Raw genomic sequence first — 26092 nt, 5'->3', positions numbered from 1 at the left:
CAAAACTTTCCTCCTCCCCCTCCTCCCGCCGCCATTCGTCAACCACAAACGTTCGACTACGCTTACTCTCTGAACGTATCGCTATTGGTTAGCGATCGCGTCTTGAAATGCGATCGGCGTCAAAATTGTCGTCGTCCTCTTCAAACCAATCATCCGCACTTTCTGTCGGTGCAGGCTCTTCATACGCAGGCGCTGGTTCTGCATCCAGTGGGCGAAATGGTGGCACGATGACACGGTAATCTGCGTCTACTACGGGTTGTCCCGTCACGGGTTCAGCTTTACCCACGCCGGAGTCTTTCGGCTCGCGGTAGCTGTAGGAATACACCGACCCCTGACGAGAACTCGTTCTTGGTTCTTGCTTGGCCTCGTAGTTTGTACGAGCACTGGCAGCAGTCGATCGGGTGTCTCTGGGAGTATCTCTGGGTTCATCGTCTTCCCAGTCATCGCTAGGCTCCGCTTCCCAGTCATCGATCGGGTCATCGTTTGCAGGCGATCTCACACGGCTTGAGGCACGATCGGCTGGCTCTTCATAGCCGTCCCAATTGTTCCAGTCAGCATCGTCATCGGTTGACGTTGACGTTGAAGCGCGAGCATAGGCCGATCGCGGTTCTGCTGATGACGTAGAACGCGACTGAAACCCGCTTGGGCGAGAAGCTTGGCGAAAGCGCGATCGTGCTGCACGTACAGCAAAATAGTTTGAGAGGCCAAACAAGCTGGTAATGAGAAGATTGGTCACAACACCCGCCCCGATCGCGCCCAAAATCCACAGTGCCAACGGCCATGCAGGCGTTTGAATGCCCAAGAACGTTAGCTGTATGGGCGACCAGTTGAACTGCACCAGAAGGAATAATCCTCCAGCCAGTCCTAGCAGCAGTACCAGACGAATAAGGGCCATGAGTGGAGAAGACAGTTGATAGTTGTTGGTTGTTAGTGCTCCAGTTACAACCAATAGTCCCACGCTAACAGATCAGTCTGCTAGCTTTTTAAGCGCGATACCTATTGGCTACCCTACAACAGCCTCGATCGAACCACTAAAAACCAACAACTAACCACTAAAACCCTCTCAGTGTCCTTCCCATCGGTTTAGCGGCACACAGTCAATTTCTAGCTGATCCAGAGCACGAGCGACCACAAAATCAACGAGGTCTTCGATCGTCTGTGGGTTGTGATACCAGGCGGGAATGGCAGGCACAATGCGCGCCCCCGCTTCTGCAAGAGCCGTCAAATTGCGGAGATGGATAAGGCTGAAGGGCGTTTCACGCGGTACGACCACCAGTTTCCGCCCCTCTTTTAGCTGGACATCAGCCGCTCGTTCTAACAAATCAGAACTGAGTCCACTCGCCAGCTTTGCCACCGTACTCATGCTGCATGGCAAGATAAGCATCCCCAACGTGCGGAAAGAACCACTGGCGATCGTGGCTCCTATATCATTCCAGGAATGGCAGGTTAGTTTGCCAGCGCTTTCTACGCCTGCCTGCTGTCGCCAAAACTGCTCCTGCTGTAGGGATTCGGGTGGCATCCGTATATTTTGCTCTGCCTGCCACACCATATAAACCGCTTTGGAAGCAACGAGATCGATCGCATAATCCGCTGCCAGAAGAAACTTCAACGCACGAACGGCATAAATGAGGCCAGAGGCTCCAGTAATGCCCAGAATGAGCGGACGGGAAGGGGAAGGGGAAGACAAGGGGCGTAAAGGTGAAGGGGGAGCGGAGGGGGCAAGGGAGAGGGGGGAGCGGAGGGGCAAGGGGCGCATGGGAAAAGACGAGGACGTTCTGCCTTTTCAACAGTCGTCAGTGACCAGTGAAGCGGCGAGCAGTGCTGGGACAGGGCACGACTGAAACTTGATGACTGTCAACGCTTCCCCTGCTTCCCTTGCTTCCCTGCCTCCCCTGCTCCCCCTACTTCCCAAACGCCTGCCCTCTGACTCCTCACCAATCACTCGTCATCAAACTCTGATTCTATTTCAGGCACTGAAACTGATTCTGCACTTATTTCATCATCTGTGGCTTCGCTGCCGCCGCCAACGGCAATGAGGTCAATTTGCTGGCGGTAGTAATCAACACTCTTCACCTGGACTTCAATGCGATCGCCCAGACGATATTGCTTACGGTTTTTACGTCCTACCAGCGTTTGCTGGCGCGATCGATACTCGTACCAGTCGTCTTTGAGCGAGCTAACATGCACCAAGCCTTCGACGAGCAGTTCCTCAATTTCGACAAACAGCCCGTAGGATTGAACGCCTGTAATGAGACCGTGGAAGATTTCACCTGTGCGTTCTCGCATGAGTTCGGCTTTTTTCAAGCCTTCCAGATCTTGCTCAGCTTCCTGCGCGACTTTTTCGCGTTCGCTAAGATGCACCACTTGAGCTGCAAAGTAAGTTTCTAGCTCTTGATGAATTTCGGGTGGCAGCACATTCCAGCTAATGTTGCCGTGAGCAGAACTGTTGCGGAGGTTGACGGTTTCTTTAGAGCGAGTGGATTTGCGATCGCGCCCCTCCTCAAACAATGCATGCAGTGCCCGTTGTACCAGCAAATCGGGGTAGCGACGGACAGGCGATGTGAAGTGGGTATAGCCATGCTCCAGTGCCAGACCAAAGTGCGATCGAGGCGTGGTGCTGTAAAACGCTGGTTTCAACGTTTCTAGCAGTAGATAGGTCATGACCCGTTCGGCATCCGATTCAGCAAACTTTTGCGTAAAGTGCTGGTAATCTTCAGAGCGCACAACATCTTCTTGCTCCAGATGCAGCTCAATATCCATGTTGACGGAGAGTTTGATCAACTCCTGCACATCATCTGGGTCAGGCGTGGGATGCACGCGGTAGAGGCTTGGCACGCCCAATGCTTGCAGATGATCTGCTACAAGCTGGTTTGCCAGCAGCATCAGTTCGGCAATGATCGCGTAGGTCGGGACAGAAGGCGATACGACCATTGCTCCCAGTACGCCCTCATCGTCGTAATGAAACTTTGGCGTAAAGACCAGTTTGCCTGCATCCGGTGCGTCAGTATCTACTACACCGCTAGAGCTAAACTTTTCGGGAAGGTTCAGTTCAAAGGCTCCTCGCTGATGCCGCTGTTGCTTGAGCGCCTGACTGAGCGAGGAAACCTGATCGAGTAAATCAAACACTGGTGCAAGGGCTTGAATGTCTACCCCTGGAGGCTGCTCACTTGCAGTCGATCGCTCCAGAATGGCCTGTGCCTGCTGATAGCTAAGCTGGTAGTCAACCTTGATCACCGTTGGCTGAATCTCATACTCCAGAACACGCCCCTCTGCATCAAGCGTCACTAGGACAGACACGGCCAGCCGATCATGATCCGCCTGAAACGCACAGAGCGAGTGGGCGATCGCATCGGGCAGCATGGGAATCACCAGGTCGCCGAGATAGACAGAAGTACCGCGTTTGCGCGCCTCACGGTTAATGGGTGAATCTGGTTCCACGTAGTGCGCGACGTCTGCAATGTGTACCCCCAAGCGCCAGCGGTTCCCGTCTAGCTGCTCCAGAGTCAGCGCATCATCCAGACTATCCGTATTGGCCTGACTGCTGTCTGCTTTGATGGTGATGGTGGTCAGCTTGCGTAAATCGACCCGGTTTTTCAGGTCTGCTTTGCTGAGCTTGGTTGGAAGCGCCTTTGCAGCGGCTTCTACTTCATCGGCAAAGGTGCGAGAGAGGTAGTGTTTGCAGCACACAATGTCGATGTCAGCGGCATCAGTATCGGTGCCCAAGATCTGAGCCACTGTTCCCAGGGGCGGGTTTTGCCCTAACGGATACCGCAATAGCTTGACATGGGCTAGCTGATCGATCGCGTCTCCTAAATTCTCGCCATTCTGCTGCAAATGCACTTCAAACAGCAGGCGATCGTCCAGTGGCACCGCGCGAAAGCCTTCCTCTGCCTTCTTCACACGCGCCAGCACAGAGGGATTGGAGCGTTCTAAAATCAAGCGCACTTCCCCTTCGGGACTGCGACGACGACTGCCTTCTTTAGTCACCCGGACCAACACGCGATCGCCATTCCAGGCGTTGCTTAACTGGCTTTCGCGGATGTAGATGTCATCGGCACCTTCCACATCCTGAATCGCAAAGCAAAAGCCTTTGCTAGAGCAACGCAACTTGCCTTCGACAACACCATCTTCCACAATGCGTTTGTACCGTCCCCGATCTTTGGTCAGGATGCCAATTTTTTCCAGCGCATCGAGCGCAATCTGGAGCCGACGCAAATCTTCGTCGTTGCGACAATCCAGCTTTTTTTCTAAAACTTTGGGAGCAACGAGCTTGTCATCAGTGAAGTTTGACAGCAGGGCCGCGATCGAAAATTCCATGAAGCGATAGATCCTTGTGTACTTAATTCTGTGTCAGATGGTCTAACAGAACCTCAAATCCGGGGGTTTGAACAAAGCTGCCAGGGCGTATCCCATACGTATCTGTGGCTAGGCAGCACTTCATTCCATGCAGAAGTTACCTTAACTCGATGCTGCTAACCTCGCCTGCGGCTAACTTGCTTGAGCAACCATATCCAGTTGATTACTCACTGCAAATTGCAACGTTGGCGCACTACCGCGATCGATCTAGAGCTCAAACCGAAGTTTGCTTGAATCGAACAGAACAGCGGTAGACAGAGAACTCAGAATCATGTCTGAGTTACTCAAGAGCGGCAAAAAGCCAGAGAACAGGCGATCGCTTGACACTTTGAACGCACCGCTGAAGATCTGTAATCATTACGCAGTAAGCGCTGTCAACAACGATGGCAATCAACAGCCAGCACTGGATACATGATTGGAAAGTGTCCATACCAGGAACTGGAGCTGTCACCGATTGAGCGCCAATGACTCAATGCTTACAGACGGATTGCTCAAACGCTAGCGATTCCTTTCTCTATTAAAACTCTATTTAGCACTTTCGCACCAAAGGTCAAGACGGGTGGGGACGATCGACACCTTATCGTAGTTCTCAATGCACGAAACTAAAACAAAACATTCTGCACCAGCGCTTTAGTGGCTTGACCTCCTGAGAGGATGTCTTAAAAGGTATGAATGCCTACCCGAACCGCCCCCCTGCCCCCCAAATTTGAGGGGTTCTGAGGTGGAAGTCCCCCAGAATTGGGGGATTGAGGGGGCGAAGGCAGCGTCTCTGACACTTCTCAGACATCCTCTAACTCCTGACTGCCTAAGCGCGGTTGTACCGCAGTTGCATGAAAATTGCCATACTCTAGTTTTAGAAGCAAGCATGCTGCGCTTTGTACGCTCAGTCAGCTTGCCAGCGCCGATTAATCAAGCTAGTGAGAATGTGATCTTCCCAGTTTCCGTTAATAAGCAAATAATCTCTGGCGTACCCTTCAACAACAAAACCTAACCGTTTGAGTAGGTTGCCGCTGCGCTGGTTGCGAGGCATATAGTTGGCACTTACGCGGTGCATATTCAATTCATTAAAGACATACTGAATTGACAAGCCAACGGCTTCTGTCATGTAGCCTTTGCCCTGTTTACTTTCGGCAAGGCTATAGCCCAACGTACAGCCATGCAACGGCGATCGAAAGAATTGCGTAAAGTTGATAATACCAATAATGACTTCAGGCTTCTCTTGTTCAAAAACAAAGAGCCTTAATGACTGGTTATAGTTAAATTCGATCAGATTCCGTTCGACTTGTCCACGCCAGAACTCTTCAGCAAAAAAATCGTGCGATCGCGTCGGTTCAAACGGTGCTAAAAAAGCTCGGTTTGTGCGGTAGTAACGTGCAATTTCATGCACATCACGTTTGTTTGCCAGCCGTATTATGAGCCGCTGTGTCGCTAGCTGAGGTGGCACTAAAGGATGCTCTTTCATCTTAGTTAGCTGTTGATTCAGCCTGTTTTTTAGTTGGCTTGAATTTGCTTTAACAAGGTATAGAATGGTTGCCAATCATCATGCTGAGCGATCGCGTCCCATACAGTTTCGATTTCGGGTCGCAAGGGTGTTGTGATGGGATTATGAGTGCGGAGGCGGATGGCGATCGCATCCATTTCTGCGTCTGGCAGCTTTAACAAACCGATAAAATAGCTGTTTTTCCAGTTGTGCCAGAGAGTAGCAAACTCACCCAGTGAAACAGTCGCTTGACTGAAGATATTGCCAACATCTTCACGCCAATCTCTAGAGAATTGCTGCGCCAGCTCTGCAAAGAAACTGTGATACCCAATCTGCGTTTCTTTCAAAAGTGTCAATGTCTGTTTCAATAACTCATCAAATTCTGGCTGCTTCGAGTCATCAAACCCAAGTTTGTTCAACATGCGTTGACGATACGCCTGCTCATAATGCGTGTTGAACGGTGCCAATCCTGCTTCTAAATCAGAGGTAGAAATAACTCGCGCCAGGGGACGTTGTAGCATCTCTAAATTCCAGCGACAAATGGCGGGTTGTCTGCCGTAGCTGTAACGCCCAAAGTGATCAAAATAGGCAGCCGTAAAGCCTGGATCAAGGGTAGGAATGAAGGCAAATGGGCCATAATCAAAGCTTTCGCCCGTAATCGCCATGTTGTCTGTATTCAGCACCGCATGGCAGAAACCAGCCGACATCCATTGTGCGGTCAACTCGGCAACCCGCCGCACCAGTTCAGCATAAAGCAAGGCGTAGCGATCGCTCCCACCCCACAAGTGCGGGTAGTAAACCTCAATCACATGATCCAGCAAAATGGCGATGAGATCTTTGCGATCAAGGGCATGCAGTCGCTCAAAGGTGCCAAAGCGAATGTGCGATTGTTGCATGCGAACCATGACGGACGATCGAGTGGGGGATGGCTCGTCACCCCGCCAAAGTGATTCTCCCGTTTCGATCAGGCTTAAACAGCGTGATGTGTTAACTCCAGCTCGATGTAACGCTTCGGCTGCCAGCACTTCGCGCACGCCACCCTTCAGCGTCAAGCGACCATCGCCCCCTCTAGAATAGGGCGTTGTGCCCGATCCTTTGGTGCCCAAGTCATACAACAGGCCGTCCGCACCCCGCGCTTGACCGTAAAGAAACCCCCGACCATCGCCCAAGAAGGCGTTATACTCGCCAAATTGGTAGCCGTGATAACGCAACGCCAGGAACGGACGCACTCCCTGAAACGTGCCAAACGCCTCAATGAAATCAGCATCGCTCACCAACAGCGGCTCTACCCCTAGCGTTGGCAGTAGATCGTCATTGCGAAAGCGCAGTATGTGCGCTGGAAACTCGGCCGCAGCAACCAGATCGTAGTAATCATCACCCAGTCGTTCGAGAGAGGGTTCGTAGTCGAGTTGGAAGAGGGGATTGGCAGACATTTCAGCAAACATTGCAATCGTGCAAGAGGGCAGACGAGGCATCACAGCATTCTCTCACTAAGCCTGAAGACCGGGCAATAACCCACTTGACCAACATTTATCCCGTTCTGAGCAGCGGCGATGGGACGAAGACGAATGCGTAGGTTCAGAGTCCTCCATCGACTGCGATCGCGCTCAAGAAGCCTCAAGCCGCCAAGACTGATCGGGCGAGAGCACTAAGACGCACTGATGGAAATGAGTGAGCGTTGAGCGATGACCAACGCTCAAAAAGGTCGTGCCGATCGCTTGCAAATGTTGATACAACCGCTCTTCATTGTCAGCATCTAAAGCGCTGGTAGCTTCATCGAGAATGGCATAGTCTGGTTTTTGCAGCAGCAAGCGAGCAAATGTTAGACGCTGCTGTTCTCCCTGCGACAGCACATCAGCCCAGTCTCGTTCGGCATCAAAGCCGCCAAAGCGTTCAGCCAGATCCGCCAGATTCACCTGCGCCAAAATTTGCTTTAAATGCGGCTCATCGACTTCGATATGGGTATTGGGATAAAGAATCTGATCGCGCAGAGTACCCATTACCATGTAGGGGCGCTGCGGCAAAAAGAGAATTTTGTCTGCATTGGGTCGCACGATCGTACCGCTGCCAGAATGCCACAGCCCCGCGATCGCCCGCAGCAAGGAGCTCTTCCCACAGCCGCTGGCTCCCATGACTAAAAGCCCCTTACCTATCGGCACGTCGATCGACAAGTCTTCAACGAGCGTCCGCTGATAGCTGGGGGTTTGCAGCGTGAGATGCTCCAGTGCCAGACGATCGGCAGTAGTCGTTTGAATCGTTGGCTTGCAACCTACTTCCCCTACTTCCTCCGCTTCCCTTGCCTTCGGCTCTGTTTGCTCAAGAAAGGCCGCAAAGGTATACAGGCGGTTAATGCCAGCACCAAACGTCGTCAACGCCTGAAAACGGGCAACCACCACATTCAGTGAGAAAAAGACCCGAATGAACGCACCCTGCGCTTCGCTAACTTTACCAACCTCAAGCTCACCCGCAAAAATGGCGGGCGCTACAACCAGCGCAGGCAGAATGAAGGGAATAAACTCATAGGCATTGGTCAACACGTTCAGGTTTAGTTCCCAAAGCAGCACCCGCTTCACGTTTTCAAAGACTTCCAGAAACCGATCTTTGACCTGCGCCGCTTCCCGTACCTCACCGCGATAAAACGCGATCGCCTCTGCATTCTCCCGAATCCGCACCAGGCTAAACCGAAAGTCGGCTTCTTTTTTAAGCTGCTCAAAATTCAGCCGCACTAATGGTTTGCCAAACACGACGGTCGTGACCAGCGTTCCCACGATCGCATACAGCAGCAGGAAAAACACAAGGGGCTGGGAAAGCCCCCAAAGCACGCCACTAAAGGCAGCCACTGCCAGCACCGATTCCACCAGCACCAGCAAAAATGACAGCGACTCTTGGGTAAAACTCCGCACATCCTCCGCAATCCGCTGATCGGGATTGTCAATATCTATCTCCGAGGTGCTGAGGTTGTAATAGGCGCGATCGTCAAAGTAGTTGTCTACAAAGCGATTGGTGAGCCAGCGTCGCCATTGCAGACTGAGGCGATCGCGCAGATAACGATAACCCGCTAGCAGAGGCGCGTAGAGGATCAGCACCCCAATGAAGATGACGACCGTTTCCCAAAAGCGCGGCTCATCTCTGGCAGAAAGGGCTGAAATCAACACCCCTCGCTTGTTGTTCAGCACTACACTCAGTCCGGTATACGCCAGCAAAAACAGCACCACGCCCAGCAGCAACCCTCTCGCTTGCCATTTTTCCTCCCCGAACCAGTAGGCTTTGGCGATCGTCCAAAACTGCTGGAAAACTTGCAAATTCAATCGATCCATTCGTTTGTTCCTATGAATAGCGGTCAGCTTTCAGCGCTCAGCCATCAGCGCTCAGCTTTCGTCCCAACCCTCCCCTGCTCTCCCTGCTCTCCCTGCCCTCTCTGCTCCCCCTGCTCCCCCTGCCTCCCCTACGCCCCTTACTCATCCTAATGATGTTGGTCAAAGCGAACGATCGCAGCCAATTCTCCATACTTTGTCTCACGCGCCAGTCCTGACGGTAAGATGAGGTCTGTGCAAGAAACTTTGGGAGCAGACGGGTGCCCACACTCGGCGTTAATATCGACCACACCGCTACAGTACGGCAGGCAAGACGTACTGTAGAGCCTGATCCCGTTGCAGCAGCGGTTCTAGCAGAGCTGGCAGGTGCCGATGGCATCACGGTTCACTTGCGCGAAGATCGCCGTCATATTCAGGATCGAGATGTGCGCTTGCTGCGAGGAACCGTGCGAACGCACTTAAATTTGGAGATGGCTGCAACGGATGAAATGGTCGCGATTGCCCTCGACGTCAAGCCTGACTACGTAACTCTCGTACCCGAAAAGCGCGAAGAAGTCACAACCGAAGGGGGGCTAGATGTGGCAGGACAAATAGACCGGATGACGCAAATTGTCACCACGCTGCAAGACGCAGCCATTCCAGTGAGCCTCTTTATTGACGCTGATCCCCGGCAAATTGACGCGTCCGCAGCCCTGCACGCTCAGTTCATCGAACTGCACACGGGGCAATATGCGGAAGCTAAAACAGAAACCAGTCGCGCCAAAGAGCTAGCGATTCTAAAAGACGGATGCAAACGGGCGATCGCTGCTGGTTTGCGCGTCAACGCTGGACACGGACTCACTTACTGGAATGCGTACCCGATCGCCTGCCTCCCTGGAATGGAAGAACTCAACATTGGGCACACCATCATTAGTCGCGCCATTCTCGTCGGCATGGAACGCGCTGTTCGCGAGATGAAACAAGCGATTCGAGGAGAGTGAGAGATCGAGAGTTAAGAGTTTTGAGTTAAGAGTTTTGAGTTGGAGACGGTTAGCAATGATTTTGCTGTAGCTCTAACTCTTCACCTACTAAAATTCTGAATCTTAGCTCCTGACTTCCCTGCGGTAAACTCAAAACTCAAAACTCCCCTCTGACTCCTGACTTCCCTCCAGTAAACTCAAAACTCAAAACTTTCCCTAACCATGCAAACCTACTACTACGTCCTTGCCAGCCAGCATTTTTTGACCCAAGAAGAGCCGATCGACGAAGTGCTTAAAGAGCGCACGCGCCACTATCATGAGCAAGAAAAAGACATTGACTTCTGGCTCGTGAACGAACCTGCATTTTTGAATGCGCCAGAGCTAGCAGCGATTAAAACCAAGTGTCCTCAGCCCGCGAGTGCTATTATTTCAACCAATCCTCAGTTCATTACCTGGTTAAAATTGCGGCTAGAATTCGTGATCACAGGTGAGTTCCAGGCTCCTTCAGACACCATTCCGCAGCCGTTAGCCTCTCTAGCTGCCATTTCTTAAGCTCCAGTTAGCGTGAAGGGTGCTAAATTGGCTTCCCAGCAGTAAAATTGGCTTTCCAGCACGAAGAGAGGTACCTCATCAATTCAACTCTCTCCATAACGCTCATGTCTCAGATTGCTCGACAGGTTCCCTCTTGGCTCGGTTTGCTACTTCTTGCTGGTATAAGTTTAGCGATGAGCACCAGCGTCGTCGCCCAAATTCCGCCAGCACCGCCAACGTTAGATGCGCCTACACAAGCGGGCTATGCCAATTGTCAACCGCCGATCGCGGGTGAGTATCTGCTGCTTGTTGTCAGCAAAACCTCTGAAAGCCAAGAGCAGGTTCGTCGTACTCTGCCCCCTAATGCAACGGTAACCGTCTGTAACTACCTAAGTGATGTAGTCACACGAGTCGGTGGTTTCACATCGGCTGAGGCAGCAAATGCCTGGGCAAACTATATGCGAGACTCGCTTGGGCTGTCAGCCTTTGTCGCTCGCCCCTCTGAACCTGCGGCTCAAGCCTCGCCTGCGCCCGGTTCTACCACAACATCGCCTGCTCTAGCATCCACGAAACCCCTGCCCAGTGGTACAGCGGCTCGATCGTCCGCCCCTGGAGATGCGCGATCGTACAACCCGCAAGCGTTAGGCGGAGGGTACGCCGTTTTAGTGGATTACTTCAGCAAGCCAGCACTGGCAAAGCAGGTACAGCAGCTTGTGGGTAAAGAGATTGGGCTGGCTTCCTACCGCCAACGTCCCTACTTGCTGGCTGTACATACAACTGACCAAAGCCTTGCCAACACAACGTTACAAGCACTCACCGAGCGTGGTTTTTGGGCGATGGTAGTCGATAGTCGTCGAGTCACCTTGTTGCGTCAGTCGATCGCCACGCCACAATCAAACGTAAAGAAATAGCGTTTATCCCATTCAAGACAGTTACGCCACAGGTTGATAGGCATCTGCGGCACACAGTCGCTCAATGGCCTGGTCAGCCGTGATCAATCGTTTCAAGACAACCTGACCGATCGCCTGGGTCGCAACATCAACCTGAGTCGAATCCCCTGGTTTCACCTCAACCATCAAAACAGCCTCTTCAACCCGGTAGAGCCAGAGCTTTTCGCCTTGCTCCCACACGCAGAGCTTAATCTGACTGATCTCAGGCTTGCGTCTCCACGCGCTTTCGTTCCATAGCCCTCCCAGTTCCCAAACCCTGCCAATCGTCCAGCCATCTGACAGAAAAAAATACTTCACGGAAATATCCCGAATTGCTGCAATGGATTGCTGATCAGGCTACAAGCGCGCTCATCAGCCTCGAACAATTTAGCCAATCTTAACTGCACTTATGGCCGTAGCATACGTCATCCCGCACTAGACCAACCATAAAGTACCGTACTGCACGTGCGATCGCATACACTCAGTGTCGATCAAACTGGTAATCTGTCTAGGTAACTCGATCCATAGTTGGTTGCGGCCCCAAACACAGCAATCGCACGATGCTACGGCAACCTCAGAACCCGCATCCACTTAACCATCACCCTTTTCTTGCAGCATTATGGATATTCAGGCGCTCATCCGCGAAATTCCAGACTTTCCCAAACCGGGAATCCTCTTTAAAGACATCACGACCCTTCTACGCGATGCTCATGGCTTGCGTTATACCATCGATACGCTGGCAGAAAAATGTGCAGACCTGGCACCCGATTTTATTATTGGAATGGAATCACGCGGCTTTATCTTTGGGGCACCGCTGGCGTACAAGCTGGGAACAGGCTTTATTCCCGTTCGCAAACCCGGCAAGCTTCCCGCTGCGGTTCACTCCATCGAATATGAGTTGGAATACGGCATGGATCGTCTGGAAGTGCATCAAGATGCCCTTCATCCCCCAGATTGCCGCATTTTAATTGTGGATGACTTGATTGCAACAGGGGGTACTGCAAACGCAACCGCGAAGCTGGTACAACAGTCAGGCTGCCAATTGGTAGGGTTTGCCTTTGTGATTGAGCTAAAAGACTTAAAGGGACGCGATCGACTACCGGACGTTCCGATCGTCACGCTCATTGAGTATTAGCATGGACGTTAGCGAGAGGTTGACCATCGCTAGCAGACATCACCCCAGCCCGAATCACCTATAGCAAAGCGATGACTACAGCCGATCGGAGCAGACTAGCCTCAGGCGTTGACGCATTCACAGCGTTTTTAACCAGCGAAACGTTTGTCTTTATCGTTAAGCGGGTGCTGCAAGCACTGCTCACCTTACTTTTAGCATCTGCTCTGAGCTTTCTCATTATTCAGCTAGCGCCTGGAGACTTTTTAGATACGTATCGTCAAAATCCAAAGATCTCGCCAGAATTTCTGGAGCAAAAACGGGAACAGTTTCGCTTAGATAAATCCTGGGCAGAACAGTATTTCTTTTGGCTTTGGAGCATTGTCCGCTACGGCGATGCTGGCCCCAGCATGCTGTATAACCGATCGGCATCCTCGATTATTGCTGAACGGGTACCCGCAACCTTACTCCTCGCTATCGCCTCATTGCTCGTCACATGGACGATTGCCATCCCAATGGGGATTATTGGAGCGGTCAACCAAAACCGCTGGAGCGATCGCCTCCTACAAGTCATTAGCTATGCAGGGCAAGGCTTTCCTAGCTTTATCACCGCGCTACTGCTGTTGATTCTCGCGCAAAATACCTCGCCGCTCTTTCCAGTTGGCGATATGACCAGCATCAACCATGACGAACTCGTGCCGCTTGGGAAAATCATTGACATCGCGTGGCACATGATCCTACCCACGATCGCCCTCAGCATCACCAGTTTTGCGGGACTCCAGCGCATCACCCGTGGCGAGTTGCTTGACGTGCTGCGGCAAGACTACATTCAAACGGCTCGCGCCAAAGGGTTGCCAGAAAATAAGGTGATTTACGTTCACGCTCTGCGTAACGCCGTTAACCCACTCATCACGTTGCTTGGCTTTGAGTTTGCCAGTTTGCTCAGCGGTGCCTTCATTGCCGAATTTTTCTTTAACTGGCCTGGTTTAGGTCGCCTCATTCTACAAGCCGTGCAGGCACAAGACTTATACCTTGTTATGGCAAGCCTAATGATGGGTGCCGTGATGCTGATTGCTGGCAACTTGCTAGCAGATCTGCTCCTCAAAGTGGTTGATCCTCGGATTAAGCTGGAAGACATAAATTAGTCGAAGTGGTTGGTTTTTATTGGTTGGTTTTTAGATTTTTTAGTAGCTCTATAAAATTGTTGGTTTTTGGTAGTTACTTGTTAGCTCTTCTAGTAGATCTACAGAGCTATTTTATTCCAATTGGCAGCGGGGAAGAACGGATGAAACGGATGCTTTTTCCACGACTAGCAGACCACTGATCCGCTTCATCTGTTGTCAAATCCGTTGCCTGATAGACTCAATGCCTAAAATGAAATAGCCCTGAGTAGATCTACAGGTAGTGCGTTTCCAATCGCTTTACATTTATGTTTCCTAAGTGTTGTCTATCTAATTTATGCTCAAGCTAATCATCTTATTTCCTAACTAACAACTAACAACCAACAACTAACAACTCCCCTATTATGTTTTCTCAAGCTTATTACCTGATTCGATCGCGCTCCGACGGCAGTTACCTGGTTGCCCATCCCCATCAAAGAGAAGACACAAAGCAAGATAATGAAGACAAAACGAAGACAGAAGCGCGCAGAAATGCGAGTTTTTTGCTTCTATTTCGAGAACATTTTGATGCTCTAAGTTATTTGAATGCTCATGCTTCAGGAGTCGTCGATCGCTTCACCATTGAATCAATCTCCGGAACGCAAATTGATAGCCTGCTTAAGCGTTGGAGCTTTACAGGTATTGGAGTTGTTCAAGATCCGCTTATTCCAAACATTGAATTTCTATCACAGTAGAGTGGTTAGAATTACAGAAATAGAAGCCAATCAAGACAATGGTATCAAGTCTAGTTTAGATACCAATGTATAGAAGATATCACCAGCAACCTGACTCAGCAGAAATCGGTTTTGCATAGCGTACTCCTTTGTTCCTAGAATCAACAGCAGACAGAAAGACACAAGCGTTGCAGCGAGTCGAACTGTTGCACGAGCGACATCCTAACCTCTTTGCTCTTCCTTGAGAGAGATAAAATTAGCTTTATGTAGTACCGTAAATCCCTCAAGGTGTAGATGTGAGACAGTGTACAGATCTGGGTAGATGGAAGAGGCTCAGTTGTCCTAATCAACTGGCCTTGCAACACTAACTTCTATAGCTTGGAGGAACCTGCTATGAAAGATGTTTTAACGGTTTTACGTCCCCTTCGTTACCTTGTAACGATCTGCCTCTGTGCCGTCTTGCTGTTTTCTTACGTTACCCCTGCTTTTGCAGCACCCATGAGGAACGAACCCAACGCAGCGGCCAACAAAGCAGCAAAAGAGTTTGAGCAAGAATCACGCGATGCGATCGCAACCGATCACCCCCCCTCGCTTGGCGAAACACAGCAGAAGACCAAAGGTGGTGGTCTTAACGAGGTACAAGGTAAAGCTGGTCTCAACGAGATGAAGCGGCCTTCTAACTCAGGAGGTGCACCCTCTGTTGAGAAAGACATCAAAAACGTCCTTGAGAAGGTTCAGGATAAGATCGGCGGTTAGTTGATTCTGGTGTAAGACATCAATTATCTGACCAGCAAAGCGGTTGATACAGGAAGGCGGCGAGCAGGTTTCGCCGCTTTCTTAGTTTTAACGATACGGCTACTTAAAGGGTCGGGCTCAACATCGAGAACATGATGACAACGCTGCACCATCAAGCAAACCGTCTAGTCATCATCACGATCGGTTGCATTTGCATTCCTTACACCCAATCCCTTCAACCCGATGTCTGTCTTGATAAGACCGTGGCTGATTGGATGGGAAACTGCGGTAAGTTTAACTATAGCGACGCTTGCGCCGAGCCACGATCGCTTTCCGCTTCTTCTTCTCAATCGGCGTTTCAAAGTGTCGATGGGAGCGCAAATCAGCTAAAATCCCAGCTTTAGAAACTTGACGTTTGAATCGCCGCAAAGCAGAATCAATGCCTTCGTTTTCACCAAGAACTACCTGAGTCATTCCGTTTAATCTCTCCAGAACATAATTGTGTGAACGAACTGCTGCACCGACGAGCAAACACCTTGCTCCAAGACAAACCCATTTAAGCGTTGGTTGCCTTCCTGGTTACAGATCGAGTCAAGCCTTTGGAGGTGGTTTCCTTAGAACATCCATAGCGCATCTGACAATAGGCTACTCAATTCAGTTTACCGACAGATCAATTCAAAGGGTACGTTAGCACAAAAAGTTGCTCTCGTCTCCCTAGAGCTTACTGATGAGCAATCTGGTTGATAAAGGAGAGATCGATCGTACTAAAGTTCGTGCTTAACGCCAGATTAAGCGTCTCCATTGCTTCTACCAACCACTGCACACCATCGCGGCGACAAAACTCATAGTGGTTAAACAAAATAGAGAACCGCTTCTCTAGATAGGGCTTTACCTTACGGCAAATCAGCACAATTTTTAGCAACAATCCTGTTGTTAAAGTAGAGCCAATATTGGAGATGAGATCAACAAACACAAAGTGATTGGGTCGTTGTGGGCTTTCTACCACAAGAAAATTCAGTAGGTGGCTACAGGTTCTCACGATTAAAAAGTCATTCAGCTTTTGCTCGTTACTTTCTGGCAGAGTACTCTTGAGTTGACTATAAAGCTGATGATTGAACTGCCGCTTACCGTATTCCGGGTCTACTGAAGCTGTAATGTACTGGTAGAGATCATCCTTAAACGATTGAAAGGTTGGAGTTTGATTGGTATGCGTCAGAAACCGCTGTGCTGAGTCTCGATAGGTACCATCACTTTGAGATTTGCCAGCAAATTGCTTGAGCGCACGGCATAAATCTTGATCGCTCAGCAGCGTAGGGTTCTTGACTGGCTGAAGAATTCGACTACTCACCTGCGCAGACCCCTCACGATCGAGCTGCGATCGTCGTACCTGATAGGTCACATACTGCGACAGGTCCACTTCATACTGACGCTGAGCCTTTGCCTGAAGTTGTCGAATAGTTTGCTGATGCTCGTAAGTGCTGCCATCCGTTAAAAGGCAGTGTTCATAGAGATAGGGGTAGCGTCGAATGAGTGCACCAATCGGCTCATGAGCCGGGGGAGCATGCAAATCACTTGCCTGGTTCATCACTTGAGACAGGCGGCGCAACGTCACATATTGCTCGCTGTCTACAAAACCCTTGACTAGCTCACGCATTCGCCGCGCCGATCGAGCACGTGAATACTCGGTGACAGGTCGAGCAGGGGTAGTTTCAAAGAGTGAAATAAGCTCTGGAATCGCCGTTTGAAGCTGAGGGCGAGTCTGCCAGCGATTGATTAGAATATGGCAACAGCGGTTGAGTACAAATCGAAATTCTTGGTCAGCGGCTTTAGAGCTTGCAATCTTGTTAATCGCTGCCACGATGTCTGCGTCAGGATAACCCACACCATCAACAAAGAGGGCGCGAAAGCGCTCGATCAACTGGCTCGGCAGCTCGGATTGCACAAGCCGGAGCAAGTGATCGTATAGCTGCTGCTCCTCTTGATCGATTTGACGGTTAAAGTTGGGTGTCCAGGTACTCACGGCAGCTAGGATTCCTATGCCCAGGGATGAGGGTAAAATTGCACTGACTCAGGCACTAAAGGGACTGTTTAACGCACGAGGCTCCGTTTTTAGACGAAAGGAAAATACTATTGTTGCAGGCTTGCATGATACATTCAACATGCACATTTGGCTAGAGCCTTAGGCTTCATTGCTTCTCATGGTACCCGTAGGCTAGTATTAAGGACTGTGACTTGAATCACTAAACCCTATCATAGAATATAATCCTTGCTTTAGCTTCAAATCACGAAACGCAACACTTGAAAATACGCCTAAGCACTGCGGTAAGCCTGTAGCCGCGATCGCCAATAGCCACGCTAAACGAAGTCTAACTCACGAGTAGATCTGTGAATATACGTAGACTCAACCGTATAGCTGAACCAGGGCTAAAGAAAAAATTAGAGTTGAAGCAGCTATTGCTTCAACCCTTGCCATCTAAAACGAACCTGAACATTGACAACGCGAGAGCGATCATTAGTCGTCAACCTGGCTCAAGCGCCGTAGATTTAGCACATCACTCAGCTTTCTGATCTGGCTAAACGTGCGTTCAAGCTGCTCGTGATCACGAATGTCAATGCCTAGATCAATCACTGCGGTTTGAGCAGGAAACGTTTTGACCTGAGCATTGCGAATATTGATGTTGTTGTCGGTCAGGCGAGACAGGATGTCTTTTAAAACGCCGACGCGATCGATGACTTGAATTTGAATATCAACGGGATAGGTCTGAGGACGACCGAGGTCCTGGTCAGCCGTGTTCCAACTGACGGGCACCAGGCGATCGCCCGGAATCGGCTCAACATTCGGACACCCCTGGCGATGAATCGAAATCCCCCGACTGCTGCGGGTAACCACCCCAATAATGGCTTCACCTGGTACGGGGGTACAGCATCCGGCAATGTGATGGAGCAAGCCCTCAACGCCAATAATGGGAGCCTTACTAGATGGCTGCAACGGCAAAAGCTTAGGGCCGATCGGCAACAAGGGCAACTCTTGAGAGGCAACACTCAGACTATCCAAGCTATCAGAAAGCTTTGCCAGAGGTTGTTGTGCTTTAACTGCTTCCCGTAAACGGTTAAGCGTGAGATTGAGGGTTACTTCTCCGTAGCCAAGGGCTGCCAGCAGGTCTTCAACGCTGTGGTAGTTACATCGCTCGGCGGTTGCTTGCATGGGTTCGGACTTCAGCAACGCTTCAAAGCCATTTTTACCCAGTTCTCGCTCTAGCATTTCTCGACCGCGGGCCACATTTTCTTCCCGGTTCGATCGCTTATACCATTGGCGAATGCGGTTTCGGGCACCAGGCGTAACGACAAAATTCAGCCAATCAAGGCTGGGTCGGGAGTTCTTTTGAGTAATAATTTCGACGATATCACCATTTTTGAGCGGCGTATCAAGGGTTGCCATGCGTTCATTCACGCGAACCCCAGCACAGTGGTTGCCAATCTCGGTATGAATACGGTAGGCAAAATCAACGGGGGTTGCCCCACGACTGAGAGACACCACATCCCCTTGCGGCGTAAACACGTAGACATCCCCATCAAAGAGATCATCTTTGATGTTTTCCAGATATTCCTGGGCATCTTTCAGATCGCTCTGCCAGTCAAGCAGTTGCCGCAGCCAGGTAAACTTCTCGTCAGCCGTTGTGAGTTGCGTATTGCTGGAACTGCCTGCTTCTTTGTATTTCCAGTGAGCCGCAATCCCGTATTCAGCAATGTGGTGCATTTCCAGTGTGCGGATTTGGATTTCTAACGGCCTTCCCGTATTGCCAATGACAACGGTGTGAAGCGACTGATAGCGGTTTGGTTTGGGTAGCCCGATGTAGTCTTTGAAGCGACCAGGGATGGGGCGAAACATGTCATGTACAACGGCCAGTGCCCGGTAGCATTCGTCGTTAGAGCTAACAATGAGCCGAATCGCCGCAACATCATAGATTTCGTTGTAGTCCTTCTGCTGTCGCTTCATCTTCTGGTAGATGCCATACAGATGCTTAGGGCGACCGCTAATATCGGCGTAGGAAATTTTTATCTGGCTCAAGCGCCGTTTAAGGCTGTCCACAATTTGAGCCAATCCTGTTTCGCGATCGATCCGCTTTTCAGCCACCAGCTCTTGAATTTGCCGATAGGATTCAGGCTCCAGGTATTTGAAGGTCAGATCTTCTAATTCCCACTTAAAGCGACCGATCCCCAAGCGATTGGCAAGAGGAGCAAAGATTTCGCGGGTTTCTAGGGCAATTTGACGGCGTTTGGCATCGGGTAAGTGTTCCAGCGTTCGCATATTGTGCAGGCGATCGGCAAGCTTGACAACAATCACGCGAATATCCTGCGCCATTGCCAGAAACATGCGGCGAAAGTTTTCTGCTTGTCGTTCTGTTTTGCTAGAGAAATTGAACTTTGAGAGCTTCGTGACCCCTTCAACCAAAAGCTGGACTTCTTGCCCAAAGAGTGCGCCTAGCTCTTCAGCCGTAACATTAGTGTCTTCAACCACATCATGCAGAAAACCAGCGGCAATCATTGCGCTGCCGCCACCTAAGTCACGCAACAAACCTGCAACTGCAACAGGGTGCATGATGTAAGGTTCACCCGATGCTCGGTATTGCCCTTTATGCAGTTCATAGGCAAACTCAAACGCTCGACAAATTAGATCATCAGCGTCAGGTTTAGCCGTTTCGGAGGGAGCCGTTTCGGCGAAGGTTCGCCGCGCATTCAGGCATTCCTGCAACCAGGCAGGAAGCTCAAAATCTATGGAAGATGCGGGAGCCGTTAGGTGCATGCTGTCAAGCTTAGGAATCGGAAGGCTCGAAAGATTTGTTGTATTGGCTGATTCTACTGCACAGGGCGCTGTTTGATACGAGCCGTCGATGCGACGGATGATCTCAACGCTTTGGTAGTTGAAGTCATACCAGGCAAAGGACAAACAGAGCACCGCTGATGCCAATTGAAACTAAGGCTAACTGAGTTTGATGCCAGTGTATTGATCCACTAGCATCAAACTCACCAGCCATGCCGCAATGCCAAATGATTAGTCACTGTCAGCCTATTACTACCTAGATTCTTAGCTAAAGCTAGAACGCTAGACTATAGTTGCATTTTTAATTCGAGGTTCTTAACCTCTATTAATGTCTATCTTAGCAAGAATGACAAAATTCTTTACAGTAACTTAGGAAAGCGGTGGTGAGACATGAGGCAAGCATTACCGTTGTTACATCAGCAGCGTTACGAGGCGTTTCAGCAGCTTTTGGGGCAAGTGGCCCAGACGATCGCCCAAGGTGACAGCGCGTTGCTTTATGAGCCTTCAACTGTTGTGCAGGCTAAGGTTGCAGACCTACAGCAGTTTTTTCGTCAGCAGATTCTCTGCTTGCCTCTCGATATCCTTGTGCCATCCATGCAGCATTGGATGCAATCGTATCAGGTGGAATGTGACAAGCAACTGCGGCTTTTGGGCCTTGACGTGATGAGCCTTCGTGCAGCACGCCAGCCTACAACGATCGCACAGCGGCAGCAACAGGTTAGCGATCGGCTCAGTACATTGCAACGGTATTGTGCTGCAGTGCTGGAGGGGAGTAGGGAGTAGGTCTGTGAAACCTGCTGACCGCTGACTGCTGATAGCTTTGGGGAGTAGGGAGTAGGAGAAGGTCTGTGTTCTCGTATGTCGCTTTCCTGGCTTAAATGCTGAAAACCACTCGCTTGCTTGGTTAAATAGAAAAGGTTGGTTGTATTGGAGAAAGCGCTTGTGCAATGTCCGAAGGATAAACAGGTGGATTTGGTGGACGGTCAGTTAATCAAGCAACTGGCAGCGCATCACTGCCCAGAGTGCGGTGGAGCCTGGATAACGGGAGCCTCCTACGAAACCTGGCAACAGCACCAACCCCCCGCAAAGGACTTATCAATGCTGATTGATCATGCCTTAGAGGCGGACTGTGCCCGATCGCCTTTCGATACGCGAGCTGCGCTGTGTCCTGAATGCACTGCCTACCTGTCAAGAGCAAAAGTGAGCGTGAAAACGCCGTTCTATGTTGAGCGCTGCCCAAACTGTAAGGGAATTTGGTGCGATCGAGGAGAATGGGACATGCTGCAAGCACTAGAACTGCATACCGTGATTGACCAGTTGTTTTCTAACGATTGGCAAACGCGCACACGAGAGCGGGAGCAATTGGCGCAGGAGCGGCGTGCCACGATCGACAAACTTGGCCCCGAATTAGCAGAGCGAGTTTTTGCACTGGCAGAGGTTTTAGAGAAACATCCCAATGGGGATTTTGGGGTGGCGTATCTGATGCGGCGATTTGATAAATAGGGGGCAGAGGTCAACTGGAAACCTGTTGTGTCATAGCTAACATGTCAAAGCTAACAACTGATACAGTAGCGGAACGTTGTCTCTTGAACGCTAAAAACGGCCTGTTATACATCGATCGCGGCTGACGAACTTATGACAAACGCTTTGTTCCAGGTTGACCAGTTACGAGTGGCGTATCCTCAGCCAGGAGCAAGGGCGATCGCGTGGGCAGTCGATGATGTTTCGTTTAGCCTCAACCCAGGTGAGCGGCTTGGTCTTGTAGGGGAGTCTGGCTGTGGTAAGAGTACGCTGGGGCGTGCTGTGATGCGGCTATTGCCGGACGACACGCGTATTACAGGACGGGTGACGTTTGCAGGTCAAGCTGTTTTTGACCTTTCGCCAGCCGCACTACGTCGGTTTCGTGGCGAAGCAGTAGCTCTGATTTTTCAAGATCCAATGACGCGCCTTGATCCATTGATGACGATCGGGGAACACTGCCTGGAGACGCTGCGATCGCACCAACCAAAGCTTTCCCAACGGCAGGCAAAAGAGCAAGCGATCGCTACGCTGGCAGCAGTCAATATCCCTGAAAACCGTTGGTCACAATATCCTCATGAGTTTAGTGGTGGGATGCGGCAGCGGGTGGCGATCGCGCTGGCGCTGTTGCTGAACCCCAAACTAATCGTGGCAGACGAACCCACAACCAGCCTGGATGTGACCGTTGCCGCTCAAATTCTGCGTGAACTGGCCCGCTTGTGTACCGAACGACAGATGGCGCTGTTGGTGATTTCACACGATCTGGCGATGATTGGCGAATATTGCGATCGCATCGCAGTGATGTATGGCGGCAAGATTGTTGAGACGGGTGCAACTCGGAACGTTTTGCAAACGCCTCAGCATGAATACACGCGATCGCTCCTTCAAGCGGCACTCCATTTGCAAGCGGTTGGTGTGGAGAGGGGTGAGGAGGGAGGAGAGAGGAGAGAGGAGAGAGGAGTATATACGAATGAAAACGTGCATCCCACACCCCACACCCCACACCCCACACCCGATTCCCTGCAACTTACCCCCCTTCTCCATCTCGACAACCTCAAGCAGCACTACACATTGGAGCAATCGTTCATTGCTCGCTTGTTTTCACAGACGGATCAGACAATTAAAGCTGTTGATGGCATTAATTTAGACCTTTATCCTGGCGAGACGCTGGGTCTAGTGGGAGAGTCTGGCTGTGGCAAAAGTACATTGTCGCGAACCATTTTGCAGCTTATTCGTCCCACGTCAGGCAAAGTCGAGTTTTTGGGGCAAAACTTAGTCGGGTTGCCTCGGCATGCGATGCAGCAGCGACGACGACAAATGCAGATGGTCTTTCAAGATCCCCACGCATGTTTGAATCCTATGATGACGATCGGGGAGAGTATTGCCGATCCGTTGCGCGTTCACCAATTAGCAGCACCCCAAGCCGCGAAAAAGCAAGTGATGGAAATGCTGGAGCGGGTGGGATTAAGCCCAGCGGAGGCGTTTTACAATCGCTATCCAGCGCAACTTTCAGGCGGGCAGCAGCAGCGGGTGGCGATCGCGCGTGCCCTGATTACACATCCCCAGCTCGTCATTTGCGATGAGCCTGTCAGCATGCTGGATGCCACCGTGCAAACGCAGGTTTTGACGCTCATGCGAGACTTAAAGCATGAGTTTAACCTGACCTACTTGTTTATTACCCATGACCTTTGGGTAGCACGCTTTTTTTGCGATCGCATTGCGGTGATGAATGCAGGCAAAATTGTCGAACTCGGTTCCACTCAAGCTGTTTTTACGCGTCCTCAGCATCCCTACACGCAAACATTGCTTCAAGCCGCGCCGCTCTTGGCAAGACAGTGAGACGTAGAACGAACCATCACGTCGAGCACAGCAGCCCCAAACGCCCGCCTCAGGCAGACGAGCTTTCGCGTTTCCAGATCCAAATCGTACCGTCCCAACTGCTGCTGACAAGGGTTTTGCTATCAGGGGTCAGCGCGATCGCAGAAATCATCGACGTTTGGCCCGCCAGAGTGGCGATCGCCTTGCCCGTGCGTGGTTGCCAGAGCTTGAGCGTATCGCTACCAGTGCACAGAAGCTTACCATCGGCACTGACAGCCAGTGCAGTCACACGACCGGATTCTGGCTGAAGGGCACGCTTTTCCCGTTGAGTGCGCGTACTCCAAAGCTTAACAGTACCATCCCAACTACCGCTGCTGAGTGTTTTGCCATCTGGCTCAAAGGCCAGGGCTGAAACCGTTTGAGTATGACCCTTGAGCAGATGAATATCGCGTCCAGCCGCTGAATAGTTTTGTTTTAGATCCCAAAGCGCGATCGTCGCCTCGCTACTGCCGCTAGCCAGCCAGAGACCGTCAGGACTAAAAGCCAGCGCTTCGATGCGGCCTGCCTGCCCAGAAAGGCTGGTCAGTTCACGGTTTGCGTCCAAGTCCCAAAGCTTGACGGGGTCATAGAGACTGCCACTGGCAAGCGTCCGACCATCAGGGCTAAGCGCAAGGCTAAGGACGGTATCGGTATGCAAGGCAATCGCGCCAATTCTCTGTCCCGTCCGAACATCCCAAAGACGAATACTTTTGTCAGCACTGCCGCTAATGAGCATCTGTCCATCAAGACTCATCACCAGGCACGAGACGATATCAAGATGGCCCGTCAGTGTGCGGATCACCTGTCCAGTTTGCACGTCCCAGAGTTTAATCGTCGTCCCGCTGCTGCTGGCTAGCACGGTCTCTGCCGTATTCAGCGTGTTTCTGCCAGGTGCCAAGCAAATTGCATACACCTTTCCGGCACTCTGCAACTGATGGGCACACAGCCAGGATGGAGATGGTCGCTTCGCTTTTCGACGTGCTGGAGTGGGGCTTTTGGCTTTGCCTGGTACCGAAGGCTGCTTTACAGAAGGCGGCGCGATCGCCTGCGCAAGAGCCTGCACAGCAGCAGATGCCGCTGATCGCAGCGGGGTTGAAGTTGGAGGCGGCAGGTTAGCAGGCAATGGAAATTGAGCTGATGGTAACATCTCAAGCAACTCACCTGTACCAGACCTGTCTGTGTGGTCTGATAGCGCATTCAGATCATGCAAGACATCAGCAGCGGCTTGATAGCGCCGATTGACCCCAGGCTCCAGCAACCGATCGAGCACCTGTCCTAGTTTGTCACTCACGGGAGTTGCCACATATTTACGCCAAATCCAGGTATTGTCGCTGCTGTCAAACAGATCGAAGGGCGATCGATGCGTCAACAGATGAATACAGGTCACACCCAGGCTAAACAAATCGCTGGCAAATACCGCTTTGCCTCTACTTTGCTCTGGCGAGAGATATTCAGGACTGCCGATCGTCGTGCCAGTTCTCAGCAAGGTAGTGCCTGAAGCTGCCTTTGCTGCGCCAAAATCGACCAGTGCCAGATGCTCTTGCTGCGCCATCGGTTCAAGCAATTGCCGCTGTTCGTGCAATAACCGACTCGCCGTAGCAACCAGAGATTGTCGCTGAGTAAACGACAGATCGGCATAGGTGGCAAACCGTGTAGCAAGTTGCTGCCACTGAGCATAAGCCGCGATCGACAATGCTCTTGGTGGATGGGCAAACCGATCGCTGAGGCGATCGCTAAAGCGGCGATCGCTCATACCGTTTTGGTATCCTTGTGCGGCTTCCAGCGAAAGGACGTGGAGTAAAGCTGTCCACTCCTGCTGTGCTGGCTCAGCCACCTGTGGAACCATCATACGGATGATGTTTGAGGGCTTGATGTCGCGATGAATGACACCGTGGACATGAATAAACTCCAAAACAGGCAAAAGACTTCGTAGCAGAGCTTGCACCTGATTCTCAGTAAAAGCGCCGTGTTCGTGCAGCAGTTCCGCCAGATTCTTGCCATCCACAAACTCTTGCACTAAGTACTGCTGCTGTTCCTGCCGAAAATAGGCTAGCAGCGCTGGAATTTGGGGATGATTGCCCAACTCTTCTAGCCGCATAGCCTCCCGTTCAAACAGTTGAGCCGCTTTCTTCAAATGCTGCGCATCCTGGTTTGTCGGCAAGAACTGTTTGATGACGCAGCGTGGCCTGGATGGCTTGTCTTCATCAATCGCCAGGAACGTTCTGCCAAAACCACCCTGCCCGATCGGCTTGAGCGGTCGATAGCGATCTTTCAGCAGAAGTTTAGCAGCACAATAGCGACAAAGCTCTGCGCTGTTTCGATTTTGGGGCCTCTGACAATCGGGGTTGAGGCAGTAGCTCATAGCAAAGGAGCAACCAGCAACTAGATGATTATGATAAGCGGTTCCTGAAAATTGCTCGCCTTTTGAGACAGCAGCACTACGTGAAGAGCTTTTTCTATACGCACACTCACTATAGCGATCCGATTTGATGTGTGAAAACGGTTCTGCTTAGCTTATGCCGTTGGCGAAGCAAGCTACAGCTTTCAGCAGTCAGCACTCAGCTTCAGCTTTGAATTCCCAAGCTGACCGCTAAAGCAGTGGTTGGTTGCTAGTGGTTGGTTGCTAAAAGCAAGTGGGACAGTGGA

22 protein-coding genes are annotated in these 26092 nt (G+C 51.1%); 11 read left to right on the top strand and 11 right to left on the bottom strand.

The genetic code is table 11. The annotated features are described in order from the left end of the window. Positions 1–88: 88 nt before the first annotated feature. From AC5JLP_RS09845 to AC5JLP_RS09835, 3 genes are all read right to left on the bottom strand, one after another. A complete protein-coding gene (locus AC5JLP_RS09845; protein ID WP_496067759.1) occupies positions 89–958 on the bottom strand; it encodes a LapA family protein in 870 nt (289 codons plus the stop codon). Between the two features lie 105 nt (positions 959–1063). Continuing rightward, positions 1064–1687 (bottom strand): flavin prenyltransferase UbiX, encoded by a 624-nt coding sequence (locus tag AC5JLP_RS09840; RefSeq protein WP_496067758.1) that lies wholly within the window; start codon positions 1685–1687, stop codon positions 1064–1066. 251 nt (positions 1688–1938) lie between these two features. Next, positions 1939–4317: a ribonuclease R family protein gene (locus AC5JLP_RS09835; protein ID WP_496067757.1), complete on the bottom strand. Its 2379-nt coding sequence runs from the start codon at positions 4315–4317 to the stop codon at positions 1939–1941. A 310-nt stretch (positions 4318–4627) separates the two neighbouring features. Between AC5JLP_RS09835 and AC5JLP_RS09830 the strand changes: the two genes are divergently transcribed. Next, positions 4628–4771, top strand: coding sequence for a hypothetical protein (locus AC5JLP_RS09830; RefSeq protein WP_496067756.1), 144 nt, complete (start codon positions 4628–4630; stop codon positions 4769–4771). 468 nt (positions 4772–5239) lie between these two features. On the opposite strand, the gene rimJ is transcribed toward AC5JLP_RS09830, so the two are convergent. From rimJ to AC5JLP_RS09815, 3 genes are all read right to left on the bottom strand, one after another. Continuing rightward, entirely contained in the window at positions 5240–5818 is a 579-nt protein-coding gene (gene rimJ / locus AC5JLP_RS09825; RefSeq protein ID WP_496067755.1) for a ribosomal protein S5-alanine N-acetyltransferase, read from the bottom strand. A 29-nt stretch (positions 5819–5847) separates the two neighbouring features. After that, positions 5848–7311, bottom strand: coding sequence for a protein adenylyltransferase SelO (locus tag AC5JLP_RS09820; protein WP_496067754.1), 1464 nt, complete (start codon positions 7309–7311; stop codon positions 5848–5850). Between the two features lie 132 nt (positions 7312–7443). Further along, on the bottom strand, positions 7444–9153 hold the full coding sequence (locus tag AC5JLP_RS09815; RefSeq protein ID WP_496067753.1) for an ABC transporter ATP-binding protein/permease: 1710 nt from the start codon (positions 9151–9153) through the stop codon (positions 7444–7446). A 257-nt stretch (positions 9154–9410) separates the two neighbouring features. On the opposite strand from AC5JLP_RS09815, the gene AC5JLP_RS09810 reads away from it, so the two are divergent. The 3 genes from AC5JLP_RS09810 to AC5JLP_RS09800 all read left to right on the top strand — a co-directional run bounded on the left by AC5JLP_RS09810 (position 9411) and on the right by AC5JLP_RS09800 (position 11551). Continuing rightward, the gene (locus tag AC5JLP_RS09810) at positions 9411–10130 is read left to right on the top strand and encodes a pyridoxine 5'-phosphate synthase (RefSeq protein WP_496067752.1); all 720 of its coding nucleotides are present in this window, start codon (positions 9411–9413) and stop codon (positions 10128–10130) included. A gap of 201 nt (positions 10131–10331) precedes the next feature. Continuing rightward, complete coding sequence (locus AC5JLP_RS09805) at positions 10332–10661, top strand: MgPME-cyclase complex family protein (RefSeq protein ID WP_496067751.1); 330 nt, start codon at positions 10332–10334, stop codon at positions 10659–10661. Positions 10662–10765: 104 nt separating this feature from the next. Then, positions 10766–11551, top strand: coding sequence for a hypothetical protein (locus AC5JLP_RS09800; RefSeq protein ID WP_496067750.1), 786 nt, complete (start codon positions 10766–10768; stop codon positions 11549–11551). A 21-nt stretch (positions 11552–11572) separates the two neighbouring features. On the opposite strand, the gene AC5JLP_RS09795 is transcribed toward AC5JLP_RS09800, so the two are convergent. Then, on the bottom strand, positions 11573–11887 hold the full coding sequence (locus AC5JLP_RS09795) for a hypothetical protein (RefSeq protein ID WP_496067749.1): 315 nt from the start codon (positions 11885–11887) through the stop codon (positions 11573–11575). A gap of 301 nt (positions 11888–12188) precedes the next feature. Between AC5JLP_RS09795 and AC5JLP_RS09790 the strand changes: the two genes are divergently transcribed. The 4 genes from AC5JLP_RS09790 to AC5JLP_RS09775 all read left to right on the top strand — a co-directional run bounded on the left by AC5JLP_RS09790 (position 12189) and on the right by AC5JLP_RS09775 (position 15270). Further along, positions 12189–12704, top strand: a complete 516-nt coding sequence (locus AC5JLP_RS09790) for an adenine phosphoribosyltransferase (protein WP_496067748.1) — start codon at positions 12189–12191, stop codon at positions 12702–12704. A 71-nt stretch (positions 12705–12775) separates the two neighbouring features. Further along, positions 12776–13825 carry an ABC transporter permease gene (locus AC5JLP_RS09785; RefSeq protein ID WP_496067747.1) on the top strand — a complete coding sequence of 350 codons (1050 nt, stop codon included), beginning with the start codon at positions 12776–12778 and terminating at the stop codon, positions 13823–13825. Positions 13826–14205: 380 nt separating this feature from the next. Further along, entirely contained in the window at positions 14206–14535 is a 330-nt protein-coding gene (locus AC5JLP_RS09780; protein WP_496067746.1) for a hypothetical protein, read from the top strand. Between the two features lie 372 nt (positions 14536–14907). Continuing rightward, the gene (locus AC5JLP_RS09775) at positions 14908–15270 is read left to right on the top strand and encodes a hypothetical protein (RefSeq protein WP_496067745.1); all 363 of its coding nucleotides are present in this window, start codon (positions 14908–14910) and stop codon (positions 15268–15270) included. Between the two features lie 273 nt (positions 15271–15543). Here the strand turns inward: AC5JLP_RS09775 and rpsU are convergent, their stop codons facing one another. The 3 genes from rpsU to AC5JLP_RS09760 all read right to left on the bottom strand — a co-directional run bounded on the left by rpsU (position 15544) and on the right by AC5JLP_RS09760 (position 20206). Beyond that, on the bottom strand, positions 15544–15723 hold the full coding sequence (gene rpsU / locus AC5JLP_RS09770) for a 30S ribosomal protein S21 (RefSeq protein ID WP_496067744.1): 180 nt from the start codon (positions 15721–15723) through the stop codon (positions 15544–15546). Between the two features lie 247 nt (positions 15724–15970). Further along, on the bottom strand, positions 15971–17269 hold the full coding sequence (locus AC5JLP_RS09765) for a Sll1247 family protein (RefSeq protein ID WP_496067743.1): 1299 nt from the start codon (positions 17267–17269) through the stop codon (positions 15971–15973). 492 nt (positions 17270–17761) lie between these two features. Then, a complete protein-coding gene (locus AC5JLP_RS09760) occupies positions 17762–20206 on the bottom strand; it encodes a RelA/SpoT family protein (RefSeq protein ID WP_496067742.1) in 2445 nt (814 codons plus the stop codon). Between the two features lie 255 nt (positions 20207–20461). On the opposite strand from AC5JLP_RS09760, the gene patD reads away from it, so the two are divergent. The 3 genes from patD (at position 20462) to AC5JLP_RS09745 (ending at position 23428) form a co-directional block, all read left to right on the top strand. Next, a complete protein-coding gene (gene patD, locus AC5JLP_RS09755) occupies positions 20462–20854 on the top strand; it encodes a heterocyst frequency control protein PatD (protein WP_496067741.1) in 393 nt (130 codons plus the stop codon). 159 nt (positions 20855–21013) lie between these two features. Next, positions 21014–21574, top strand: coding sequence for a TFIIB-type zinc ribbon-containing protein (locus AC5JLP_RS09750; protein WP_496067740.1), 561 nt, complete (start codon positions 21014–21016; stop codon positions 21572–21574). Between the two features lie 132 nt (positions 21575–21706). Then, positions 21707–23428 carry a dipeptide ABC transporter ATP-binding protein gene (locus tag AC5JLP_RS09745; protein WP_496067739.1) on the top strand — a complete coding sequence of 574 codons (1722 nt, stop codon included), beginning with the start codon at positions 21707–21709 and terminating at the stop codon, positions 23426–23428. 49 nt (positions 23429–23477) lie between these two features. On the opposite strand, the gene AC5JLP_RS09740 is transcribed toward AC5JLP_RS09745, so the two are convergent. Further along, the gene (locus AC5JLP_RS09740) at positions 23478–25808 is read right to left on the bottom strand and encodes a protein kinase domain-containing protein (RefSeq protein WP_496067738.1); all 2331 of its coding nucleotides are present in this window, start codon (positions 25806–25808) and stop codon (positions 23478–23480) included. Between the last annotated feature and the right edge of the window lie 284 nt (positions 25809–26092).

The sequence above is a fragment of the Stenomitos rutilans genome, from assembly GCF_059505485.1.
The sequence above is the reverse complement of the archived record's forward strand: the minus strand, read 5'-3'. Positions and strand labels throughout refer to the sequence as shown.

What these genes read in the sequence shown, in the direction of transcription:
- AC5JLP_RS09835 (WP_496067757.1), bottom strand. Translation starts at nt 4,317, where the DNA reads ATGGAATTTTCGATCGCGGCCCTGCTGTCAAACTTCACTGATGACAAG.
- AC5JLP_RS09830 (WP_496067756.1), top strand. Translation starts at nt 4,628, where the DNA reads ATGTCTGAGTTACTCAAGAGCGGCAAAAAGCCAGAGAACAGGCGATCG.
- rimJ (WP_496067755.1), bottom strand. Translation starts at nt 5,818, where the DNA reads ATGAAAGAGCATCCTTTAGTGCCACCTCAGCTAGCGACACAGCGGCTC.
- AC5JLP_RS09820 (WP_496067754.1), bottom strand. Translation starts at nt 7,311, where the DNA reads ATGCCTCGTCTGCCCTCTTGCACGATTGCAATGTTTGCTGAAATGTCT.
- AC5JLP_RS09815 (WP_496067753.1), bottom strand. Translation starts at nt 9,153, where the DNA reads ATGGATCGATTGAATTTGCAAGTTTTCCAGCAGTTTTGGACGATCGCC.
- AC5JLP_RS09805 (WP_496067751.1), top strand. Translation starts at nt 10,332, where the DNA reads ATGCAAACCTACTACTACGTCCTTGCCAGCCAGCATTTTTTGACCCAA.
- AC5JLP_RS09800 (WP_496067750.1), top strand. Translation starts at nt 10,766, where the DNA reads ATGTCTCAGATTGCTCGACAGGTTCCCTCTTGGCTCGGTTTGCTACTT.
- AC5JLP_RS09790 (WP_496067748.1), top strand. Translation starts at nt 12,189, where the DNA reads ATGGATATTCAGGCGCTCATCCGCGAAATTCCAGACTTTCCCAAACCG.
- AC5JLP_RS09785 (WP_496067747.1), top strand. Translation starts at nt 12,776, where the DNA reads ATGACTACAGCCGATCGGAGCAGACTAGCCTCAGGCGTTGACGCATTC.
- AC5JLP_RS09780 (WP_496067746.1), top strand. Translation starts at nt 14,206, where the DNA reads ATGTTTTCTCAAGCTTATTACCTGATTCGATCGCGCTCCGACGGCAGT.
- AC5JLP_RS09775 (WP_496067745.1), top strand. Translation starts at nt 14,908, where the DNA reads ATGAAAGATGTTTTAACGGTTTTACGTCCCCTTCGTTACCTTGTAACG.
- rpsU (WP_496067744.1), bottom strand. Translation starts at nt 15,723, where the DNA reads ATGACTCAGGTAGTTCTTGGTGAAAACGAAGGCATTGATTCTGCTTTG.
- patD (WP_496067741.1), top strand. Translation starts at nt 20,462, where the DNA reads ATGAGGCAAGCATTACCGTTGTTACATCAGCAGCGTTACGAGGCGTTT.
- AC5JLP_RS09745 (WP_496067739.1), top strand. Translation starts at nt 21,707, where the DNA reads ATGACAAACGCTTTGTTCCAGGTTGACCAGTTACGAGTGGCGTATCCT.
- AC5JLP_RS09740 (WP_496067738.1), bottom strand. Translation starts at nt 25,808, where the DNA reads ATGAGCTACTGCCTCAACCCCGATTGTCAGAGGCCCCAAAATCGAAAC.